Genomic DNA, 20,637 nt, shown 5'->3' with positions numbered 1-20,637 from the left:
AAATAATAAAAATTATTATTTGAAGGAGAAAATTATGAAAAAATTAACTAATGATTTTGGAAATATAGTTGCAGATAATCAAAATTCATTGACTGCTGGTGCTAAAGGTCCGCTTTTAATGCAAGATTATTTTTTACTTGAAAAACTTGCTCATCAAAATAGAGAAAGAATTCCTGAAAGAACGGTTCATGCTAAGGGAAGCGGTGCTTATGGAGAGCTTAAAATTACTAAAGATATCTCACAATACACTAAGGCAAAAGTTTTACAATTAGGAGAAAGCACTCCATTATTTATAAGATTTTCAACCGTTGCTGGTGAAATGGGTGCTGCAGATTGCGAAAGAGATGTTAGAGGTTTTGCAATTAAATTTTATACCAAAGAAGGAAATTGGGATTTAGTAGGTAATAATACCCCTACATTTTTTATAAGAGATGCTTATAAATTTCCTGATTTTATCCACACTCAAAAAAGAGATCCAAGAAATAATTTAAGAAGCAATAACGCTGCTTGGGATTTTTGGACACTCTGTCCAGAAAGCTTACATCAAGTAACTATTTTGATGAGTGATAGAGGTATTCCTGCAAGTTATCGTCATATGCATGGTTTTGGTAGTCATACTTATAGTTTAATTAATGATAAAAATGAAAGATTTTGGGTTAAATTTCATTTTAAAACCCATCAAGGTATTAAAAATTTAACTAATGAAGAAGCTGCTAAAATTGTAGCTAATGATAGAGAAAGTCATCAAAGAGATTTATTTAATGCTATTGAAAGAGGAGAATTTCCAAAATGGACTTTCCAAATTCAAATTTTAAAAGAAGATGAAATAGAAAAATTGGGATTTAATCCTTTTGATTTAACTAAAGTTTGGCCTCATAGTAAAGTTCCTTTGATTGAAGTTGGAGAGTTGGTGCTTAATAAAAATGTTCAAAATTATTTTAATGAAGTTGAACAAGCTGCATTTAGTCCAAGTAATATCGTTCCTGGTATTAGCTTTAGTCCTGATAAAATGCTTCAAGCTAGAATTTTTTCATATCCAGATGCACATAGATATCGCATAGGAACAAATTATCATTTACTTCCTGTTAATCGTCCAAGAAGTGAAGTTAATACTTATAATGTTGCAGGAGCTATGAATTTTGATACTTATAAAAATGCTTTAGCTTATTATGAACCAAATAGCTATGATGATAGTCCAAAAGAAAATAAAAATTATCTTGAGCCTGATTTGAAGTTAGAAGGTGATGCACAAAGATATGCACCACTTGATGATGATTTTTATACTCAACCAAGAGCTTTATTTGATTTAATGAGTGAAAATCAAAAAGAGCAATTGTTTAATAATATCGCTGCTTCTATGGAAGGAGTAGAAGAAAAAATTATACAAAGAGCATTAAGTCATTTTGAAAAAATTTCAGTTGCATATGCAAATGGAGTTAAAAAGGCTTTAAATAAATAATTTTTACTTGTCACCTTTATAAGGGTGGCAAACTAAAGATTATATAAGGAATAATATGTTTAACAATGAGGAAGAACAAAGAATTCAAGAGCTTTGCACTATGGCTTTTGATTTTGCAAGAAGAAATGATTTGCAAAATTTAAAGATTATGATAGAAGCTGGCTTGAGCGTAAATTTAAAAAATCACAAAGGTGATAGTCTTTTAATGCTTGCAAGCTATCATAACTCATATGAGTGTGCTAAATTTCTTTTAGAAAATGGTGCTAGGGTAGATGAGAAAAATGATAAAGGTCAAACTCCATTAGCTGGAGTGTGTTTTAAAGGATATCTTCCTATGTGTAAGCTTTTAGTTCATTATGGAGCTAATATTGATGAAAATAATGGCTTAGGTATGACACCATTTAGCTTTGCAGCAATGTTTGGACATAGAGAAATTGTAGAATTTTTAGCACAAAATTCTAAAAAAAGTTTTCTTAAAAAAATAACTTTTTTTATATTAAGAATTTTTAAGAGAAAGAAAAATTAAAGCAATTGATAGAATAAAAATTATAAAATAATCTTAAAAATTTAAGGATTATTTTATGCAAGAAAAAAAAGAAAAATTATGGAGTGGCCGTTTTGATTTACCTACAAATAAATTAGTTGAAGAATATACTGCGTCTTTGTTGGTAGAGCCAAGACTTGCTCCTTTTGATATACAAGGAAGTATTATCCATGCTAATATGCTAGCAAAGCAAGGTATTATAAAAGAAGATGAAGCAAAAACTATCATAAAAGGTTTAGAACAAGTTAAAGAAGAAATTCAAAATGGAATTTTTGTTTTTGATATAGCTGATGAGGATATTCATATGGCTATAGAAAAAAGAATGACGCAAATTGTAGGAAAGATTGGTGGAAAGCTTCATACTGCAAGAAGTAGAAACGATCAAACAACGCTTGATTCTAAAATGCATATGAGAGCAATAATCGAAGTAATTTTAGAACAAATTTTAAATTTGCAAAATGAAATTATCAATCAAGCACTAAAAAATATTAAAGCTATTATGCCTGGTTATACTCATTTGCAAACTGCTCAACCTATTTTATTTTCTCATTGGATTATGGCCTATTTTTGGATGTTAAGTAGGGATTATTCTCGTTTTGAAGATTTACATAAAAGAATGAATGAGTGTCCTTTGGGTGCGGCTGCTATTGGTGGAACTACTTTTGATATAGATAGACATTTTTGCGCTAAAGAATTAGGCTTTGCTAAACCGACTGAAAATAGTATTGATAGTGTTAGCGATAGAGATCATATGATAGAATTTACTTCCATAGCAGCGATGTGTTTTACACATCTTAGTCGTTTTTGTGAAGAGATAATTCTTTTTTCAAGTCAAGATTTAAAATTTATAGAATTAAGTGATGATTTTTGCACAGGTTCAAGTATTATGCCGCAAAAGAAAAATCCAGATGTAGCTGAAAAAATGCGTGGTAAGACAGGTAGAATGTATGGCAATGTTATGGCAATGTTAACCATTATGAAAGGATTGCCGCTTGCTTATAATACTGATATGAGTGAGGATAAGGCACAAGTATATGATTCTATGGACACTTTAGTGAGTAGTTTGAATATTTTAACACCTATGATAGCTAAAATGCAAATTTGTGCTGAAAATATGTATAAAGCAGCTGCTAATGGCTTTTCTAATGCCACTGATATGGCTGATTATTTAGTGCGTAAAAATATTCCTTTTCGTAAGGCTCATGAGATTGTGGGAAATATTGTTAATTACTGCATTAAGCACAAAAAAATGCTTGAAGATCTAAATTTAGAACAAATGCGTCAATTTGAATCTAGTATTGATGAGGATATTTACAAGGCGATTGCTTTACAAACTTGTGTAGATGCAAGAAATTCTTATGGTGGCACAGGAACAAAAGCAGTTTTAAAGCAAATTGAACACGCAAAAGAACTTTTAAATAAAACAAATCATAAGACAAAGATTTAATATGGACACTTTTTATAATAATCATAGATGATGATAGGTAGTATAGATTCTAAATTTTATGTATATTTTGGTTAAATATAATAAAAATACTAAAATCTTAAATTATCGTTTTATAGAGTTTATAAAATATTTTTACTTTTGTGATTTACTTATACTTATAGCGTTTTTATTTAGTTATTTAAATAGCTTTTTTAAGAGTGCTATTAATGCTAAATGGTGGTCTTTTGGCTGTGAGTGTTGAGTTTATAAATGCTATTTTAGATCTTATATGTGCTTATTTGGGTGAAAAATTAAAGAATAATAATGGCTAAAAATATCAATTTTAATTCCAAAAATAAAAGAGAAAGTAAGAATTAACCCAAAGGTAAAAGAGCTTTTATTGTATATTTTAAATATTTTTATATATTTTATCATCTCATTATGAATTAGCTAGCAGCAAAGTAGAAAGACTTTCTACTTCAAATTTAATTAAATGCTTATATTTACAAGCATTTACTTTCATAACATTTTTTGCTAGAGTTTTTTCAAATAAATAAGCAAAACACATCACGTTTATAATGGATAAATTTGTAATTTAAGTATTAGTTATTGGTGTTATTATTTTTTAAGTTTTTGTAAATATCTATAAACACTAGGTTCAGATATATTTAGCGACTTAGCAACTATAGGTATGCTTCCTTTGATATTAAAAATTCCCCTTGAATGTAATTTTTTAATAATCTCATCTTTTTGTTCAGTGCTTAAGTTATATCCTGAATTTAAGTATTTTAAATCTATATTTTCTGCTAAGATATCTTCTATAGAATAGCTAAGTGTTTCTATATTGCTCATATCATGTAAATTTATATTATTTTGATTGTGAATATCTAATAAATCACTAAAATCATTGATTTTCTCAAGTTCTATAATCTTGCTAATAGATTTTCTAAGCTCTGTAGTATCGTGATTTATACATAAAATTCCTACGATTTTATTTTGATTTTTAATGAAAAAAGTTGATCCAGCAACAATTTTAGATTTACCAACCTTTGCTTTATAATCACACAAAAAATCTTTATTTAAGTATTCTTTTTCTTGTATGAGTTTGCTTGCAAAAGAAGTTAATGGAGAATTAATTGTTCTTCCGCTAATGTGATTATTTGCAATAGCTGCTATATAAGAACCTTCATTTGAAATTACATGAAAAACTATTTCATATTGTTTTCCAAGTACTTGCCCTAAAAATTGAGTAAGTTTAATAAATAATTCTTTTTGTTGTTTATCCATAATTTAACCTTTTTTAATTTTTTATTATTTTACAAAATATTTTTATTAAAGTTGTTAATGCTTATAACGATAAAAAAATATTATCATAATAAAAAATATTGACAATTTATTATTATGATGATAATATTGTATCAATATTTTATTTAAACAAAGGAGTATATATGGCAAATTATCCAAAGGCTATAGGACCATATTCAGCTTATAAAGAAGCTAATGGTTTATTATTTATTTCAGGGCAACTTCCTATTAATCCACAAAGTGGAAATATAGAAAGTGAAGATGTAAAAGAACAAACAAGACAATCATTATTAAATATTAAGGCTATTTTAGAAGAAAATAATCTTAATTTTAGCAATGTAATTAAAACAACTTGCTTTTTAGCAAATATCGATGATTTTGTAGCATTTAATGAAATTTATGCTGAATTTCTCGTAGCTCCATATCCTGCAAGAAGTGCTTTTGCGGTAAAAGATCTTCCTAAAGGAGCAAAGGTGGAGATAGAGGTTATTGCTCATAAAGGATAAAGCATGTTTGGTTTATCTTGTGCAGGATGTTCTGCAGTATTACTTATTTTTATGCTTTATAAAAAAATCAACGCCCATATGGCGTTGCTTTTAAGTGGTTTATTCTTGCTAGCTTTAGCAGGAATTTTTGGACTTTCTCCTATTATTAGTGAAAAACAATCTTTACATTTAAATTTTTTTGATATTTTCCAAGTAGTAAATGTTACAATGTCAAAGACCTTATCAGGACTTGGGCTTACTTTGATGTGTATAGCGGGATTTTCAGCCTATATGGATCATGTAGGTGCAAGTTATGCTTTGTTTAAAGTGTTTGAACGGCCTTTAAATGCTGTAAAATCACCTTATACTTTATTACTTGTTTCATATTTTGTAATTCAGTTTTTAGTGCTTTTTATACCTTCGCATGCAGGTTTAGCACTTTTGCTTATGGTTACGATATATCCTATTTTAGTGCGATCGGGTGTTTCTAAGCTTTCAGCGCTTTCTATCATTGCTATATGTCAATATATTGACCATGGACCAGGTAGTGGCAATGTTATTTTAGCCGCAAAAACTGCTGAAATTGATCCTGCGGTGTATTTTGTGCATTATCAACTTCCTGTAACGATTCCTATTATTGTAATGGTAGGTGTTGCAATTTATTTTTGTGCAAAATATTTTGATAAAAAAGAAAATTTTACATTTAATCGTGATGATATTGAAAATTTAGAAAAGTGCGATAAAAGCGAAGAATTCAAAAAACCACCTAGAGTTTATGCTATTTTACCTATTATACCTTTAGTATTGATTTTAGGTTTTAGTAGTGTGCTAGATAGTATTATGGTTTTAATAGGACTTAGTACTATAGAAGAAATTAAAATGGCTTCATCTACTGCAATTAGAATGAATGTGCCAGTTGCAATGATGATATCAACTTTTATAGCAATTCTTTTTGAAATCATACGCTATAGAAGTTTGATTGATACTTTAAATTCAATTATGGTATTTTTTAAGGGTATGGGACATTTGTTTGTAATCACCGTTTCTTTAATTGTTTGTGGTCAAGTTTTTGCAAGCGGGCTTTTATCGGTTGGTTTTGTAGATACTTTAATAAATTTTGCAAAAGATGCAGGTTTTGGTGTGCTTGCTATTATTGTAGCGGTTTCAATTTTACTTGCTGTGTGTGCATTTTTAATGGGTTCAGGAAATGCGGCATTTTTCTCTTTTGCACCACTTATTCCAAATATAGCAAAATCTTTTGAAGTTGAAACTATAACTATGATAGCACCAATTCAAATTATGACAGGTTTTGGTAGATGTGTTTCGCCTATTGCACCAGCTATTTTAGCAATTTCAGCTATGGCTAAAGTAAATCCATTACAAGTAGTAAAAAGAACGGCCATTCCTATGCTTGTGGCTGCTATTGTTAATGTAATTATGACTTATATTTATTTATAAGAAGGAGTCAAAATGAATAATAAAACTAAATTAATCCATCTAGGAAGAGGAGATCAAAATACTGAAGTAAGACCGGTTAATCCAACTTTAATGCGTGCATCAACCATACTTTTTAAAGATCACTCTACTTGGCAAAAATACCGCGAGTTAAGAAAAACAGATCGTGTTTTAAGCTATGGTGCTAGAGGAACTTCTACTAATTTTGAACTTGAAAAATTAATTTGCGAACTTGAAGGTGGCTATAGGGCACAACTTTTTCCAACAGGACTTGCAGCATTAGCTATGGTGCTTTTAAATTATGCTAGTAAAGATGCACATTTTTTAATTACTGATGCTATTTATGGGCCTGTTAGAACAATTTGCGATTTGTTTTTAACTAAAATGGGTATAGAAATTGATTTTTTAAAAGCTGATGCAACTGATGTAGAAGAAAAAATTAAATCTAATACAAAATTAATTCTTTGTGAAAGTCCAGGTTCTATACTTTATGAAATTATAGATTTACCAAAACTTTGTGAAATAGCACATAAATATAATATTCCAGTAGCAATTGATAATACTTATTCAAGTGGATATTTTTTAAACCCACTTGAGCTTGGAGTAGATATTTCAGTTATTGCTGCTACTAAGTATTTAAGCGGACATTCTGATGTTACTATGGGTATAGTAGTAGTTAATGAGAAAGAATGGAAAAATTTTGACAAATTACCTGAAGCTTTAGGATTTACAACAAGTCCTGATGATGCTTATTTAGTACTTCGTGGTATGAGAACTTTAGATATAAGAATGAAAGCCCATGAAAAAAGTGCAGATGAAATAGTAGAGTTTTTACAAAATAGAAAAGAAGTTAAAACAATTTTTTATCCAAAATTAAAAACTCATCTAAATTATGATGTATTTATGCGTGATCATAAAGGTGCTAATGGTATGGTAACGATTGAATTTGCAGATGGTATTTCTAAAGAACAGGCTATTAAATTTGTCGATGATTTAGAGTATTTTTCAATCGGTGCAAGCTGGGGTGGGTATGAGAGCTTAGCTACGGTTACTACTCCACCAAGAACAGCTACTAATTGGAGCCTTAGAGGCCCTTTTGTAAGGTTTCATATAGGACTTGAAGATAGTAAAGACTTAATTCAAGATTTAAAACAAGCATTTGAAAGAATTAATTTTAAAGGATAAAATATGGGTGTGAGTGTATTTGATATGAGATTGCTTCAAGATTCTTGGAGCACCCCTGCAATGAGAGCTATTTTTAGTGAAGAAAATAGAATTCAAAAATGGCTTGATGTAGAAGCTGCTTTAGCAAATGCTCAAGCAAAATTAGGCATTATCCCTCAAGAAGCAGCTATAGAAATAGCTAAAAAAGCTCATTATAAATTTATGGATATGGATTTTATTTTTGCTGAATTTAAAAAAACTAAACATCCCTTAGTTCCTACTGTGCGTGGTTTAGAAAAAGCTTGTGAAAATGGTTTTGGAGAATACGTGCATTTTGGTGTAACCACTCAAGATATCATCGATACAGGCATTGTTTTGCAGTTTAAAGAAGCAATGAATTTAATCAAGCAAGATTTAAAAGATATAGCTAAAAATTTAGCAAAAATTGCAAAAGAACATAAAAATACTGCTATGATGGGAAGAACTTTAGCTTTACAAGCTTTACCTATAACTTTTGGACATAAAGTTTCAATTTGGCTTAGCGAATTAAACCGCCATTATGAAAGAATTAATGAGCTTGAAAAGAGATTGTATGTAGGATTAATCGTAGGTGCAGTAGGAACTAAAGCTAGTTTAAGTGATAAAGCTGATGAGGTAGAAAAACTTACTTTAGAAAGTTTAGGTTTAAAAGTGCCTGATATCTCTTGGCAACCAGCAAGAGATCGTTTTATAGAGCTTGGTTATGTTTTGGGTAATATTAATGCAACTTTTAATAAAATTGCACATCAACTTTTAATTTTAGCACACAATGAAATTGATGAAATTGCTGAACCTTTTGGTAAAGGACAAGTAGGAAGCTCTACTATGCCGCATAAAAGAAATCCTGCTGTAAGCGAAAATGCAGTAACAGTGAGTAATGCTTTAAGAGCAAATATAGCCATTATTAGCGATATAGAAAGACACGAACATGAAAGAGATGGTCAAGTTTGGAAAATGGAGTGGAAACTTTTACCAGAAATTTTTTTAATGCTTTCTGTGGTATTAGCTAATATGAAATTTGTCTTTGATGATTTAGAAGTTAAAAAAGACAAAATGCTAAAAAACCTTGATACCCTTGATGGTTTTGTGCTAGCAGAGCGAGTTATGTTTGCTTTGAGTGATTGTTATGGTAAGCAACATGCACATGAAATTGTATATGAAAATGCTATGAGAGGTATAGAAAATCATAAAACTTTTAAAGAGGTTTTATTAGAAGATGAGCGTGTAAGCAAGGTTTTAAGCGAAAAAGATATTGATATTTTAATGGATGCTACCACTTATGTAGGTTATGCACCAAAATTAGTAGATGAATTTTTAGAAAAAATTGCTAATGCTGAAATTTTAAGGTAAAAAACTATGTATTTAAGTGAAAAATTAGCTGATTTTATTATAAATTTAGATTATGAAATTATTCCTAGTGAAGTGAAACAAAGAGCAAAAGAACTTATGCTTGATACATTAGGAACGGCTTTAGCTGCTAAAAATGAAACTTGTGTGCTAAATGCAATTAAAGCTTTTGAAGCTTTAAGCACCAATCCTAGTAAAAAAATTTGGGGTGAAGATAAAAAGCTTGATGTAATTTATGCTGCGATGACAAATGCCATTGCAGCTCATGCTCTTGATTTTGATGATACTCATACTGAAGCTATTTTACATGCTAGTGCGATTTTAACTCCATTATGTTTAACTTATGGATTTAATGTTTGTGATAGTGGAAAAAAAGTTTTAAAAGCTTTTATTGTAGGTTGGGAAATTGCTGCTAGGGTAGGTATAGCTAGTAAAGGAAGTTTTCACAAACGCGGTTTTCATACTACAGCTATAGCGGGAATTTTTGGTAGTGTGGCTGCAAGTTGCATTTTGCTTGATTTAAATAAAGAGCAAATTATTAATGCTTTGGGTTTAGCAGGAAGTTTTGCAAGTGGAATAAATGAGTTTTTATCTAATGGATCTAATTCTAAAGTTTTACACGTAGCTAATGCTTTAAAAAATGGAATTTTAGTGGCGAATTTTGCAAAAGCTAATATGAGCGGTCCTTTGAGTATATTTGAAGGAAGAGATAATATCTTTAGAACTTTTGGTTTAGAAAATGAGTGTGATAAAAATGAACTTTGCAAAGGATTAAATGAAATTTGGCAAGTAATGCAAGTGTCATTAAAGCCTTATCCAAGTTGTCATTTTGCACATGGATTTATTGATTGTGCTATAAGTTTGAAAAATGATGGCTTAAAAGCAGAAAATATTAAAAGCATACATTGTTTTGTAGATGAGGTGCCAATTTCTTTTATATGTGATCCAATCGAAGCAAAATACATACCAGAAAGTGCCTATGCGGCAAAATTTTCTATGCCATTTTTAATAGCCTTGGCTTTTTTTGATGGCAAGATTACTTTAAAATCTTATGAAGATCTAAATAGAACTAATTTGATAGAATTTGCTAAAAAAATTAGCTACGAAAAGAAAAAATCTAGCGGTTTTCCTAAATACTTTCCAGGCCATTTGGAGGCTATTTTAGATGATGGAAGAATAATCAAAAAAGATGTATTGATTAATAAAGGAAATTTTGATAATCCTTTAAATTTTTATGAATTAAAAGACAAATTCCTTTCTAATGCTACTATAGCATTTTCTTTAGAAAAGGCCGAAGAATTAGTTGAAAATATTCAAAATTTAGAAAATTTAAGTTGTTTTGATTTTTAGCAAGCTTATTTTTTGTAAAAATAAGCTTTTTCAATATAGATAATTAAATTTTTGTAATAATCTTTAGTTTTTTAAATGAGAAATTTATTTTTTTATTGTAGAATATAGCTTATTTTTTAATTTTAGGAGATACAAATGGCAACTTTTGATGATGTTAGAGCAGTTGTAGTTGAGCAATTAAGCGTTGATGAAGATACGGTGAAAATGGAATCAAAAATTATTGAAGATTTAGGTGCTGATTCTTTAGATGTTGTTGAATTGGTAATGGCTTTAGAAGAAAAATTTGATGTAGAAATTCCAGATAGTGATGCTGAAAAACTTGTAAAAATAGAAGATGTTGTAAATTACATTGATAATCTTCAAAAGTAATTATTTTTTAAAATTTTTAAGGAGAACGGGTTGAAACGCGTTGTAATAACAGGTTTAGGAATGATTAACGCCCTTGGATTAGATAAAGATAGTTCATTTAAGGCTATTTGCGAAGGCAGAAGTGGTGTTGATAAAATTACTCTTTTTGACGCTTCTGAATTTCCAGTTCAAATTGCTGCTGAGGTAAAAAATTTCGATCCTTTGAGTGTTTGTGATGCTAAAGAAGTTAAAAAAATAGATCGTTTTATACAGCTAGGTATCAAAGCTGCAAAGGAAGCTATGGAAGATGCTAAATTTGATGATATAGATAAAGAGGAATTTGGAGTAGTTTCAGCTGCAGGAATAGGTGGATTGCCAAATATTGAAAAAAATTCTGTTATTTGTTCAGAACGAGGACCTCGTAAAATTTCTCCTTTTTTTATCCCGTCAGCATTAGTAAATATGCTTGGAGGGATAATTTCTATTGAACATGGATTACAAGGTCCAAATATATCTTGTGTAACAGCGTGTGCTGCTGGAACTCATGCTATAGGTGAGGCATATAAAAGTATAGTTTTAGGTAATGCAGATAGAATGCTTGTTGTTGGAGCTGAAGCAGCAATTTGTGCTGTGGGTATTGGTGGATTTGCTGCAATGAAAGCACTTTCTACTAGAAATGATGAACCATCAAAAGCTTCAAGGCCCTTTGACAAAGAAAGAGATGGATTTGTTATGGGAGAGGGCGCTGGAGCTTTAGTTTTAGAAGAGTATGAGGTAGCAAAAAAGCGTGGAGCAAAAATTTATGCTGAATTAATCGGATATGGTGAGAGTGCTGATGCTAATCATATCACATCTCCAACATTAGAAGGGCCTTTGCGTGCTATGAAAAAAGCTTTAAAAATGGCTGGAAATATAAACATTGATTATATTAACGCACATGGAACCTCAACTCCTGCAAATGATAGAAATGAAACGGCTGCTATTAAAGAATTGTTTAAAGATAAAGTTCCGTTAGTTAGTTCTACAAAAGGACAAATTGGACATTGTTTAGGAGCTGCGGGTGCTATTGAGGCAGTGATTTCTTTAATGGCATTAAAGCAAGGTATTATTCCTCCAACTATTAATCAAACAAGCACTGATGAAAATTGTGATTTAGACTATGTTTCAAATATGTCAATAAAACGCGACTTAAATGTGGTTATGAGTAATTCTTTTGGATTTGGTGGGACTAATGGTTGTGTGATATTTAAAAAAGTAGATTGATAAATGGCTTCTTACTTAGATTTTGAAAAGAGTATTCAACAAATTGATGATGATTTGGCTAATGCTAAAATCAAGGGTGATGTTGAGGCGGTTAAAATTTTAGAGAAAAATCTTGAAAGAGAAACACAAAAAATTTATAAAAATTTAAGTGATTACCAACGCTTGCAAATTGCAAGACATCCTGATCGTCTTTATGCTTTAGATTATATTCAAGCTATTTTGACTGATGCTTATGAGATACATGGAGATAGGGCTTTTAGAGATGATCCTGCTATAGTTTGTTATATAGGGTATATAGGTGGTAAGAAAGTTATAATAATAGGCGAACAAAAAGGAAGAGGTACAAAAGAGAAATTATATAGAAACTTTGGTATGCCTCATCCAGAAGGCTATAGAAAAGCTTTAAGAGTAGCTAAAATGGCTGAAAAATTTAATATACCTGTTGTTTTTTTAGTAGATACTCCAGGTGCGTATCCAGGAATAGGTGCTGAAGAAAGAGGTCAAAGTGAGGCTATAGCTAGAAATTTATATGAACTTAGTAATTTAAAAACTATTAGTATTGCTATTGTTATAGGTGAAGGTGGAAGTGGAGGAGCTTTGGCTATAGGAGTTGCAGATAAGCTTGCTATGATGAAAAATTCTGTATTTTCAGTAATCTCTCCAGAAGGTTGTGCAGCTATTTTGTGGAATGATTCATCTAAAATAGAAGCTGCAACAAAAGCTATGAAAGTTACTGCTGATGATTTAAAAAATCAAGGGTTGATTGATGATGTGATTGAAGAGCCTATAAGTGGAGCTCATAGAGATAAGGAAAATACTATAAAAAATGTAAGTGATTATATTTTGAAAAATATTGAGGAACTGGAAAAATTTGATGTAAGGGAGTTGGCTGCTTTAAGAATGCAAAAAATGTTTAAATTGGGTGTATTTGCAGAAAAAAATAAGTAATTGTTTTAAATTCAACTTTTTTTAAAGAATTAAAGAATATAATCAAATTTTATTTTTGGTTGGATAGCTCAGTCGGTAGAGCAGCAGACTGAAAATCTGCGTGTCGGCAGTTCGATTCTGCCTCTAACCACCATTTTTATTATATAAAGTATTTAGCATATCTAATTCTTCTTGTTTGAATCCAGCTTTGATTCTAGCTTCTTTGTTATATTTTTTTCCTAACAAAATAAATTCTTTGAAATTTTTACATAAAGATATATAATCATCTTTTTCATCCTTTGCAAATTCCCACCATATATTGCCTTTATTTACATGTTGAATTTCATCTTCTAATATGATTTTAAAAATTTCTTTAAAAAATATTTTTACAGGATGGTTGCTTGAATTTAATTTTTTTAAAACAAAAGGATTGGCATCAAGTCCTTTTGCTTCAAGTCCTCTATGCACTATACCCATTCTTTGAGCTAAGCTATCTTTAGTTAAAAATAAAGCTTGTTCAAGATTGTCATGAACATTAAAATCACCATATTTAAATCCTAATTCATTTAATATTTTTTCAAGTAGTAAAAAATGTTTTATTTCTTCATTTGCCACTTCAAGCCAATCTTTATAAAATTGATGAGGTAAATTTTTAAAACGATAACTTGCATCTAAAGCTAAATTTATGGCACTATATTCTATATGAGCTATTGAATGAATTATTTTTGCTAGTGCTAAAGTGCTATTTACTTGTTTAGGTCTTCGTATTTTTGTAGGGTGAAGTATTTTTGCTTGAATATTTTGTTGGATTATAGCTTGATGATTATGATCAAATTTACATAAATCAAGCTTAAAATTTTCATAGAAATTTTTAAAATCATTGATTTTAGTATCAATATCTTTTTCATATAAAATTTTCTCCAAGCTTGTAAAAAAATTTATTTGCATTTTTTCCTCGTTAAATATTATATTAAGAATAAAAAGTATAATACAAAAGTTTTTTAATTTTGATAAAGGTAAAAATATGATCGATGTCATTCATGCTCTTTTTTTTAGAGAGCTAAAGACTAGATTTGGGATTAATAAGCATTTAGGCTATTTTTGGGTGATTGGTGAGCCAATGATATTTGTTTTTGCTATTGTTTATATTGTTAGTGCTATAAGAGAATATAATCATCAAATAACTTTACCAGGTATCCCTATTTTTATGTTTTTAGCAGTAGGAATTATACCTTTTTTTATGTTTAGGAGTATTATAAATCAAATTATTAATGGTATAAGTTCAAATTTACCTTTATTTGCTTATAAACCAGTAAGACCTATACATGTTTTTATAGCAAGAGCACTACTAGAATTTTGTATTTACTCAACAATTTTTGTGCTTATTATGTTTATAGCGGGATGGTTTATTCATTATGATGTCTTACCAAGACATTTTTTAGGAGTAATATTTTCGTTTTTATTATTATTGTTATTTGCATTTTCTTTAGGGATATGTTTTGCAGTAATTGGACATTTTGCCGATTTACTTAAAGTATTTTTTGGCTATTTTAGTGTAATATTCTACTGGATATCTGGTATTATTTTTCCAACTTTTTTAACTCCTAAATATATATTAAAATTTCTTTATTACAACCCTTTAATACATATTATGGAACTTTTAAAATATAATTTTTTTGACCACTATCCTTTACAAGATGATTATAATTATACTTATCCTTTAGTTTGGATGTGCATTATTTTATTTATAGCTTTATTTTTATATTATTATAATAGACAGGCTATTGTTGCTGTGAGGAAAACATGATTAAATTAGTAAATTTAACTAAATCATATCCTTTAACTCATGGAAGACATTATGTTTTTAAAGATTTATCTTTTGAATTTCCTGAAAATTGTAGTATAGGTTTAATGGGATGTAATGGAGCTGGTAAATCAACCTTAATGAAATTATTAAGTGGTTCTGAATTACCTGATCGTGGAAAAATTATAACTAATAAAAAATTATCTTGGCCCTTGGGTTTGGGTGGAGCTTTCCAACATAGATTGTCAGCTAGAGATAATGTAAAATTTGTTGCAAGAGTGTATGGATATAAAGGGAAAGAATTAGATAAAAAAGTAGAATTTGTTGAAGAATTTGCTGAACTTGGAAAATTTTTTAATGAACCTATGAATACATATTCAGCAGGAATGAGTGCTAGGATTTCTTTTGGACTTAGTATGGCATTTGATTTTGATTATTATTTGATCGATGAAGCTGGCGCAGTTGGAGATCCAAGTTTCCAAGAAAAAAGTCTTAAACTTTATAAGGAACAACTAAGTAAATCTAAAGTGATTATGGTTTCACATAATGTTGCTGAAATTAAACAATGGTGTGATAAAATCATATTTATGCAAAATGGCCAAGCAAGTGTTTATGATGATATAGAAGAAGGTATAGCTGTGTATCAAGGAATGATTAATGCAAAATAAAATATTTGAAAAAATTAAAAATATAGAAATTTTACATTCATTTAAAATTGTTTTGATTGCAATGTTTTTTGTAGTATTTTATTATTTTTTTTTAGCAGCAGATCGCTATGTAAGCGAGAGCATACTTAGCGTTAAATCAACTACAGGCGGTAATTCAGCAGTTAATGGTCTAGCTTCGTTGCTTACAAATAATTCTTTTTCTAGCGAAGATACAAAATATCTAAAATTTTATATTCATTCTTTAGATATGTTAAAAATTTTAGAAGAAAAAATCAAAATTAAAGAGCTTTATGAGAAACATAAATTAGATATTTTCTATAGCGTATCAAATTCTATGAGTCAAGAAAGTTTTTTAAAATACTATCAAAAACGTGTAAAAATTGTAGAAGAAAATTTAGGTAGTGGAATATTTAAGATAGAAGTAGAAGGATTTGAACCTGAAGACGCTCATTTAATAGCTACTACTATAGTTAAAGAAAGTGAAAGATTTATTAATGAAATTTCACATAAAACTGCAAGAGAGCAAATGGCTTTTGCTGAGGAAGAATTATTTAAATTTAAACAAAGGTTTCAAAAAGCAAAAGATGAACTTTTGGCTTTTCAAAATAAATATGGTGTTTTTGATCCATTAAAGCAGTCAGAAGGAATTTTAAAGCTTTTGAGTGAGATTGAGGCTAAAATAGCCACAAAAGAGGCTGAGCTTTTAATGATGCAAAGTTATATAAATGATAATGCACCACAAATTATCACTATAAAATCAGAAATTACAGCATTAAAAAAGCAACTTCAAAAAGAAAAGGCTAAAATAACTTCATCAAAATATTCACAAAAATTAAATGATTTAGCGGCTAAATTTCAAGATCTGACCATAGAGGTTGGTTTTGCAGAAAGTGCTTATACTGCCGCTTTAAAAGCTTATGAAACTGCCAGAATTGAAGCTTTGAGAAAAATTAAACAAGTGGTTATTATACAAAGTCCAAGTTTGCCACAAAGTGCAAAATATCCTGAAACTTTATATAATATTCTAACAGCTTTTATGATTTTATCTTTAATTTTTGGTATTGCTAAATTTATTAAAATGATTATTGAGGAGCATAGATACTAATGAAAAAGATTTTATTATGTTTAATTTTACCATTACTTATATTTGGTGCAGTAGATGTTTCTCAAATAACTAAGGTTCAAAATGAGTCATTTGTTAATAAAGAAAAACAAATTAGTTATGATAGTAATAATAGTGATTTAAATCAAACTCAGTTTTCTACGATAAAAGTTTTTGGAGCACATTTATTTAATGGAAATTTTACAAAATTTACACAGCATATTTATAATCCAGATTATAAGCTAGCTGTAGGGGATAAGATTAATGTTAAAATTTGGGGTGCTGTTGAGTTTATACAAACTTTAGTTGTAGATTCTCAAGGAAATATTTTTATTCCTAGAGTTGGAGCGATTAATCTTTTAGGAGTAAAAAATAGTGCTTTAGTAAGTGTTATTACCAAGGCAATAAATAAAATTTATAAGAGTAATGTTTATGTGTATGCAGATATGGATATTTATCAAAATGTCTCAGTTTTTGTAACAGGTAATGTAAATCAACCAGGTCTTTATCAAGGTTTGAGTTCAGATTCTGTTATCCAGTATATTGATAAGGCAAAAGGTATTAATTTAGAATATGGAAGTTTTAGAGAGATTGAAATTTTAAGAGATAATCAAGTCATTAAAAGAATTGATTTATATGATTTTTTATTAAAAGGTGAGTTGGGGCTTTTCCCATTTAGAATGGGTGATGTAATTTTAGTAGGTAGTGTAAAAGATTATGTTTTTGTTAATGGTGATGTGCAAAAACCTTTTAGATTTGAATTGAGTGAAGATATTAAAACTTTAGCTGATATAGCAAATATTGCCGGTGCTAAACCTATAGTAACAAATGCAGTAGTTAAAAGTTATAGAGCTGATCATAAATTGCAAATAGATGCTTATACAAAAAAAGATTTTTTAGATGTAATATTACACGCAGGCGATGAAATTGAATTTAGGCCTGATTATACTGCACAAAATATTAATATACAAATAGAAGGTGAGCATAATGGTTTGCATTCTATAGTTGTAAAAAGAGGCACTACTTTAGCTGATATAGTTAGTATGATTGATGCAAATCCACAATCAAATATGCAAGCTTTGCAAGTATTTAGAAAAAGTGTAGCAGCCACTCAAAAACAACTCATAAATGCTCAACTTAAAGAACTTGAAACATTAGCCCTTACAAGTTCATCTGTAAATGCTGAACAAGCTAGTATAAGAGCCACTCAAGCAAAGACAATTTTAGATTTTATTGAGCGTGCTAAGCAAGTTGAGCCAAAAGGGCAAATTGTCATTGATAATGTAAAAGCTTATAAGGCTGTTGTTTTAGAAGATGGTGATATTATTAATATTCCAGCTAAAAACAATATAGTTTTAGTTCAAGGTGAAGTTTCCATACCTGGAGCTTTTGTGTATATGAATAAAGAGAAATTAAGATATTATATTAATCTAGCTGGTGGTTATAGTGATAGAGCTGATATTTCAAGAGTTTTAGTTATTAATGCTAATGGAAAAGCGACAAAATACAATGGTAGAAGTTCAGCAAATATTAGAGCAGGAGATTCTATATTGGTTTTACCAAAAATAGATAGTCAAAATTTACAAGTTGTGAGTATGCTAACTCAAATTTTATATCAAATAGCTATTGCAACCAATGTTGTTTTGAATTTATGAGGTAAAAAATGACTCAAAATAGTATGTTTGAAATAGCAAAAGAAGTTTTAGAGATAGAATCTAGAGCGATTTTAGATTTAATTAATCATTTAAATGATGATTTTATTAAAAGCGTAGAGTTGATTTTTTCTATTAAAGGTAGATGTGTTGTAACTGGTATGGGAAAATCAGGTCATATAGGTGCTAAAATAGCTGCTACTTTAGCAAGCACTGGAACACCTAGCTTTTTTATGCATCCAGGTGAAGCTTTACATGGAGATCTTGGTATGCTTACAAGTAGTGATGTGCTTTTAGCTATATCAAATTCTGGTGAAACTGAAGAGATTTTAAAACTTATACCAGTAGTTAAAAGACGACGTATTCCTTTGATTGTTATGGCAGGTAATGCAAAATCAACCTTAGTAAAACAAGCAGATTATTTTATTAATGTAGCTATCAAAAAAGAGGCGTGTCCATTGCAACTTGCTCCAATGTCTTCTACAACCGCTACTTTAGCTATAGGTGATGCTTTAGCTGCAGTTTTGATGAAAAAAAGACATTTTAAACCAGACGATTTTGCTTTATTTCATCCAGGTGGAAGTTTAGGTAAAAAACTTTTAACTAGAGTTAGTGATTTAATGGTATCAAAAAGATTACCTATAGTTTCTCCTGAAAGTGAATTTAAAGAATTAATTGATGTTATGACGAGTGGAAAACTTGGACTTTGTATAGTATTAGAAAATGAAAATTTAGTCGGCATAATCACTGATGGAGATTTAAGAAGAGCTTTAAAAAATAATATTAAGCCAAGATTTGATTTCAAAGCTAAAGAAATAATGAGTCTTAATCCTAAAACTATAGAAGCAAATACTATGGCTAGTGAGGCTGAAGAGCTTATGTTAAAGCATAAAATTAAAGAAATAATTGTTACACAAGATACAAAAATAGTAGGTATTATACAACTTTATGCGATAGGAAATATGTGAAACTTTCTATTATTATTCCATTTGGTTTAAGCGAGGAAAGAAGTTATATAAGAGAAAGAGTAATATATAAAGCAAATGAGTATAAGAGTGATCATAATGTTGAGTATATTTTTGTCGAGGGGTATTCATCTTTAGAGCATAATTTAAAAGACCTTATAGAAAATAATGGGCATATTTATATAAAAGATGAAAGTCAGGTAGATTTTTTCTCACAAGGTAAGTGTCGTAATCTTGGTGCGAGTTTTGCCAGTGCTAAGGTGATTACGTTTTTAGATGTAGATTGTTATATTTCTTCATACTCTTTAGAGAAAATTTTAAATCTTATAGATATTAAAAATATCTCACAAAATGTTAATGAAATTTTAGTTTTACCTGTGGTGTATCTTAGTAAAGAAGGCAGTGAATATATCTATAAGCAAGATAAAAAATTGTGGGATGATATTATTAAAAACGATCTTATCAGCGGAAAGCGAACTTTAATAAAGTATTTTTCTTTAGTATCAAGTACTATTGTTTTAAATAGGCATAAATTTTTAGTATTAGGTGGTAATAATAGTGAATTTGTAGGTCATAGCTATGAAGATCATGATTTCTTTGCAAGATTGTTATTTAATACTACAATTTTTTCGAAAACACCAAAGGCGCTTTGTTATGATGAAGGCACTTGGAATATTAGAAAATTTAAAGGTTTTAGAGCTTGGTTTTCTTTGCTTGGCTATGAGATGAGTTTTCATGGTGTGTATATGTATCACTTTTTTCATGAAGAACCTAATCAAAATAATTATATGTCAAATCGTAGAAAAAATCATAAGAAATTTTATGAGAATTTAAAGAGTTTAAAAAAATATCAAATTATACCTTTGCTTAATAAAAGTGTATTAAATAACAAAATATTACTATTGTGTAACAATGATAAGTTAGTTTTAGATTCTTTAAAAGATATTATTCCATATCTTGGAAAAATTCAAAGTAAGAAAGAGAGTTCTTTTTTTGATGGTGAGAATTTTCAACAAGATAAATTTTTAAATTTTATTAAAGATGAAAAGATTAATGCAGTGTTATTTCCAAATCCTTATGGTAATGAAAAAAGATATGCTATATATGATTTTGTAAGAAAAAATAATATTAAATTTATTTGTTATGATAGAGGAGCTTTACCTGATAGCTGGTTTTTTGATGTTAATGGGTTTAATTATGATTCTACTTCATATCATGAAAATCATTGGAATAAAAATCTTGATAAAGAAGAGATTTTAGAATGTCAAAGCTATATTGATGGTATTATTAGTGGAGATAATTTTTTAGAGAAACAAGGAAAAAGAAAATTATAT

Annotated in this window: 19 protein-coding genes and 1 tRNA gene; 18 read left to right on the top strand and 2 right to left on the bottom strand. The window is 29.2% G+C overall.

The window, feature by feature from the left end; all coding sequences use genetic code 11:
* The first annotated feature begins 34 nt into the window (after positions 1-34).
* From QZ429_RS04360 to argH, 3 genes are read left to right on the top strand one after another with little or no spacing between them, the layout of a single operon-like run.
* A complete protein-coding gene (locus QZ429_RS04360) occupies positions 35-1,459 on the top strand; it encodes a catalase (RefSeq protein WP_291951634.1) in 1,425 nt (474 codons plus the stop codon).
* Between the two features lie 55 nt (positions 1,460-1,514).
* A complete protein-coding gene (locus QZ429_RS04355) occupies positions 1,515-1,985 on the top strand; it encodes an ankyrin repeat domain-containing protein (protein ID WP_291951632.1) in 471 nt (156 codons plus the stop codon).
* Between the two features lie 55 nt (positions 1,986-2,040).
* A complete protein-coding gene (argH, locus tag QZ429_RS04350) occupies positions 2,041-3,450 on the top strand; it encodes an argininosuccinate lyase (RefSeq protein WP_291951630.1) in 1,410 nt (469 codons plus the stop codon).
* A gap of 597 nt (positions 3,451-4,047) precedes the next feature.
* On the opposite strand, the gene QZ429_RS04345 is transcribed toward argH, so the two are convergent.
* Entirely contained in the window at positions 4,048-4,716 is a 669-nt protein-coding gene (locus QZ429_RS04345; RefSeq protein ID WP_291951628.1) for a PAS domain-containing protein, read from the bottom strand.
* Between the two features lie 161 nt (positions 4,717-4,877).
* Here QZ429_RS04345 and QZ429_RS04340 point away from each other — a divergent pair, with 161 nt between their 5' ends.
* From QZ429_RS04340 to QZ429_RS04300, 9 genes are all read left to right on the top strand, one after another.
* Complete coding sequence (locus QZ429_RS04340) at positions 4,878-5,240, top strand: Rid family detoxifying hydrolase (RefSeq protein WP_291951627.1); 363 nt, start codon at positions 4,878-4,880, stop codon at positions 5,238-5,240.
* Between the two features lie 3 nt (positions 5,241-5,243).
* Complete coding sequence (gene dcuC, locus QZ429_RS04335; protein WP_291951625.1) at positions 5,244-6,677, top strand: C4-dicarboxylate transporter DcuC; 1,434 nt, start codon at positions 5,244-5,246, stop codon at positions 6,675-6,677.
* 12 nt (positions 6,678-6,689) lie between these two features.
* Positions 6,690-7,859, top strand: coding sequence for a PLP-dependent aspartate aminotransferase family protein (locus QZ429_RS04330; protein ID WP_291951624.1), 1,170 nt, complete (start codon positions 6,690-6,692; stop codon positions 7,857-7,859).
* Positions 7,860-7,862: 3 nt separating this feature from the next.
* Positions 7,863-9,227 carry an adenylosuccinate lyase gene (gene purB / locus QZ429_RS04325; RefSeq protein WP_291951622.1) on the top strand — a complete coding sequence of 455 codons (1,365 nt, stop codon included), beginning with the start codon at positions 7,863-7,865 and terminating at the stop codon, positions 9,225-9,227.
* A gap of 6 nt (positions 9,228-9,233) precedes the next feature.
* Positions 9,234-10,574 carry an MmgE/PrpD family protein gene (locus tag QZ429_RS04320; protein WP_291951620.1) on the top strand — a complete coding sequence of 447 codons (1,341 nt, stop codon included), beginning with the start codon at positions 9,234-9,236 and terminating at the stop codon, positions 10,572-10,574.
* Positions 10,575-10,709: 135 nt separating this feature from the next.
* On the top strand, positions 10,710-10,943 hold the full coding sequence (gene acpP, locus QZ429_RS04315) for an acyl carrier protein (protein ID WP_039649204.1): 234 nt from the start codon (positions 10,710-10,712) through the stop codon (positions 10,941-10,943).
* A gap of 30 nt (positions 10,944-10,973) precedes the next feature.
* Positions 10,974-12,185 (top strand): beta-ketoacyl-ACP synthase II, encoded by a 1,212-nt coding sequence (locus tag QZ429_RS04310; protein WP_291951614.1) that lies wholly within the window; start codon positions 10,974-10,976, stop codon positions 12,183-12,185.
* A gap of 3 nt (positions 12,186-12,188) precedes the next feature.
* Complete coding sequence (locus QZ429_RS04305) at positions 12,189-13,133, top strand: acetyl-CoA carboxylase carboxyltransferase subunit alpha (protein ID WP_291951611.1); 945 nt, start codon at positions 12,189-12,191, stop codon at positions 13,131-13,133.
* A gap of 57 nt (positions 13,134-13,190) precedes the next feature.
* Positions 13,191-13,266, top strand: a tRNA-Phe gene (locus tag QZ429_RS04300).
* Here the strand turns inward: QZ429_RS04300 and QZ429_RS04295 are convergent.
* Complete coding sequence (locus tag QZ429_RS04295; RefSeq protein ID WP_291951608.1) at positions 13,257-14,060, bottom strand: ferritin-like domain-containing protein; 804 nt, start codon at positions 14,058-14,060, stop codon at positions 13,257-13,259. The two genes, QZ429_RS04300 and QZ429_RS04295, sit on opposite strands and share 10 nt — an antisense overlap.
* A gap of 76 nt (positions 14,061-14,136) precedes the next feature.
* Between QZ429_RS04295 and QZ429_RS04290 the strand changes: the two genes are divergently transcribed.
* The 6 genes from QZ429_RS04290 to QZ429_RS04265 all read left to right on the top strand — a co-directional run.
* The gene (locus tag QZ429_RS04290) at positions 14,137-14,919 is read left to right on the top strand and encodes an ABC transporter permease (RefSeq protein WP_291951605.1); all 783 of its coding nucleotides are present in this window, start codon (positions 14,137-14,139) and stop codon (positions 14,917-14,919) included.
* Positions 14,916-15,584: an ABC transporter ATP-binding protein gene (locus QZ429_RS04285; RefSeq protein ID WP_291951603.1), complete on the top strand. Its 669-nt coding sequence runs from the start codon at positions 14,916-14,918 to the stop codon at positions 15,582-15,584. The genes QZ429_RS04290 and QZ429_RS04285 overlap by 4 nt, the downstream gene beginning before the upstream one ends.
* Positions 15,574-16,689: a capsule biosynthesis protein gene (locus QZ429_RS04280; protein WP_291951600.1), complete on the top strand. Its 1,116-nt coding sequence runs from the start codon at positions 15,574-15,576 to the stop codon at positions 16,687-16,689. The genes QZ429_RS04285 and QZ429_RS04280 overlap by 11 nt, the downstream gene beginning before the upstream one ends.
* A complete protein-coding gene (locus QZ429_RS04275; RefSeq protein ID WP_291951597.1) occupies positions 16,689-18,341 on the top strand; it encodes a polysaccharide biosynthesis/export family protein in 1,653 nt (550 codons plus the stop codon). Before QZ429_RS04280 ends, QZ429_RS04275 begins: the two co-directional genes overlap by 1 nt.
* Before the next feature lie 23 nt (positions 18,342-18,364).
* Positions 18,365-19,306: a KpsF/GutQ family sugar-phosphate isomerase gene (locus QZ429_RS04270; protein ID WP_291951662.1), complete on the top strand. Its 942-nt coding sequence runs from the start codon at positions 18,365-18,367 to the stop codon at positions 19,304-19,306.
* On the top strand, positions 19,303-20,637 hold a 1,335-nt coding region (locus QZ429_RS04265; protein ID WP_291951594.1), incomplete at its 3' end, for a glycosyltransferase. The genes QZ429_RS04270 and QZ429_RS04265, both read left to right, overlap by 4 nt.

This window comes from Campylobacter sp. (genome assembly GCF_020024835.1).
Taxonomy (GTDB): domain Bacteria; phylum Campylobacterota; class Campylobacteria; order Campylobacterales; family Campylobacteraceae; genus Campylobacter_D.
This window is presented reverse-complemented; position numbering and strand designations above follow the sequence as displayed.